This is a genomic window from Microcoleus sp. BM001215392 (assembly GCF_036700185.1).
In the GTDB taxonomy this organism is placed as follows: Bacteria; Cyanobacteriota; Cyanobacteriia; order Cyanobacteriales; family Microcoleaceae; genus Microcoleus.
The window spans coordinates 1-2,455 of record NZ_JAUBOJ010000620.1 but is presented as its reverse complement, the minus strand read 5'-3'; the positions used below and the strand labels follow the sequence as shown (position 1 = coordinate 2,455).

The window sequence follows — 2,455 nt, the reverse complement described above, 5'->3', positions numbered from 1 at the left end:
GTGCGAGCGTCCCATTTCGCGAGTATAGATCGCGAGCGGGGACGCTCGCACTATAAAATCAAAACATCAAAACTGAGATGCTCCCCGATCGTTGAGTAAAATAAGTCGCTGGGCGACAGTTCGTAGTGAAGTTCGTAGTGCGGACTTCAGTCCGCAGCTTGAGAGCGGACTGAAGTCCGCACTACAAACCGCTGAGAGCGCTACTAAGTCGCCCGAATCAAAAACAAAAATTAGAATCAGCAAAAACGCTACAGGATCGGTCAAAGAAGAAAGCCAAATAGGTACAAGTGTATGTTGGCTGACAGCGCCGTCGGTACGATCGACTGTCAGGGTTAATAACTATCTCAGATCGCGTCCGGTCGATTACCATGACAAAAACGGAACGCACGTGCGGACTTGGGTCCGTAGCATTATGCGGACCCAAGTCCGCACTACGAACTAATCCGAACAACCTTAAAGTCTAGGTATTTTATGCAAAATACGACTGTCGCCGGCCCTGCGGGGCGACTCAATCTCACCGACACGGGCGCAGCAAGCAGCGCAGAGCCCCAACCCATCCCCGTCCTGTTAGTGCACGGTATGGCATACCACCTCGGAATCTGGGACGAGACGATCGCACTTTTGCGCGCCAATCTAGGCCAAAACCAACGCATTCTGGCGATCGACCTCCGGGGCCACGGCGCATCCGATCCGCCCGCAGACGGCGACTACACCCCCGATAGCTGCGCCACCGACATCATCGCCATCCTCGACGCGCTGGATATCCCGCAAGTAGCCCTTGTCGGCCACAGCTTCGGTTCCCTCGTCGTCCTCGCCACCGCCGACTGCGCCCCAACCCGCATCACCCGCGTCATCCTAGCCGATCCCCCCGGTGACTTTAACTACCTGCCGCCCTCCGTGTACGAACAACAGATGGTTCCCTTTCTCGCAGCGCTAGCGGGCGATGACTACCGCACAGCAGCAGAGGAAAAATTCGCCCAAGCCCTCGAAGGCGGTACTCCTGCGACCCGCGCAACCACGATCGCACGCCTCGCATCCACGCCGCGCGATCGCCTCATCGGTATGTACAAAGGTATGTTTGCTTACGATGCAGTTGGTGCGATCGATCGCATCCTTGAAACTGGGGGCACCCAAATCTCAGCAGTCCTCGCACCGTCCAACTCCTGGCCCTTCAGCCTCCACCTACTCCGTCCCCAAATTACCACCACAGTCATACCAGAAACCAGCCACTGGTTGCAGCTTGATGCGCCGGTTCCCTTCGCCGAAGCGGTGACAAATCAGTTGACAGTTGACAGTTGACAGTTGACAGTTGACAGTTGACAGTAGTCTGCTCGCCCCCCGAGCGAAGCCGAAGGGTAGTCAGCAGTCAATAGTCAATAGTCATTGAAGGCGATCGATCTCCTATGTTGAACACCATTTAGGCATTTGCGAGATCGGAAACCGACTTCTTAACCACCAAGAATTGGTTGAAAGCCGGAACCCTTTTCCGGTGACTGTTTAAACAATATCGATGTAACCGGAAACGATATCATTACTCCAATCCTCTTCCTTCCTTCCTTTATCAAGTGCACTCAAGCGATCAACTGTCAACTGTCAACTGTCAACTGTCAACTGTCAACGACAATCATCCAACAAAGCATCAAGTTCAGCAGCGACTTTCCACGGATTTCGACCTTTGAAAACAGCAGCAATCGCAGCTTCATAGGGATTTCTGCCCGTTTTTTTGACAGCCGCGATCGCCTCTTGGTTAGAAAATCCCCGCCCGCTAACCAACCAAGCAGCCAAAACCTGTCCTGTGCGCCCAATCCCGCCGCCACAGTGAACCACCACTCGATCGCCCGATCGACTTGCAGAGGCCAAAAACGGTAAAATGCGATCGACTAAAATGGAGCGATCGGCCAATTCAAAATCTGCGATCGGAGCCCAGCAAACGCGATCGCACCCAAAAACATTTCGATAGGTTCCCAACAAGTCACCATAGCCGATGAGTTGAGACTCAGGAAGCAAGCAGCAAACTCGATCGATCTTCTGTCGCCGCATAAAATCAATCCAGCCAGCAACTTGCTCATCGCGGTATCCCGGTTTTGCCGCACCAAACACAACTAATTCATCCTCCGCAGCCGCCGCAAACTTGTACATCAGCCCTCAATTTAAATCCTAAAATAACTTAGAAATTTTTAGATATTCTTACTTTTATTGTATCATTTTTTTGAGCCTATTTTTTAATTTTTTCATAGCAATTCTCCAAATTTATGCAAAGCCGTATTTGTAGGCTTTGAATCCATCGCTCATTTCCAAAATATATTGAAAATCAAACGAGCGACGCACCAACAATATTTAAGGAAACAACCCGAACCTTCACTCCGCCCCAAATTCGTCTTGTAGCAAGCATTTTTTGGTTGCATCTGGCGCAAGGCAAATATGTTTGTAGGGGCGAAGCATGACCGCATTCAAT

Annotated in this window: 2 protein-coding genes; one reads left to right on the top strand and one right to left on the bottom strand. The window is 51.3% G+C overall.

Features of this window, described 5'->3' with window-relative positions:
• Positions 1-471: 471 nt before the first annotated feature.
• Entirely contained in the window at positions 472-1,299 is an 828-nt protein-coding gene (locus tag QT974_RS33460; protein ID WP_333472666.1) for an alpha/beta fold hydrolase, read from the top strand.
• Positions 1,300-1,614: 315 nt separating this feature from the next.
• On the opposite strand, the gene QT974_RS33455 is transcribed toward QT974_RS33460, so the two are convergent.
• The gene (locus tag QT974_RS33455; RefSeq protein WP_333472665.1) at positions 1,615-2,139 is read right to left on the bottom strand and encodes a protein-tyrosine phosphatase family protein; all 525 of its coding nucleotides are present in this window, start codon (positions 2,137-2,139) and stop codon (positions 1,615-1,617) included.
• Between the last annotated feature and the right edge of the window lie 316 nt (positions 2,140-2,455).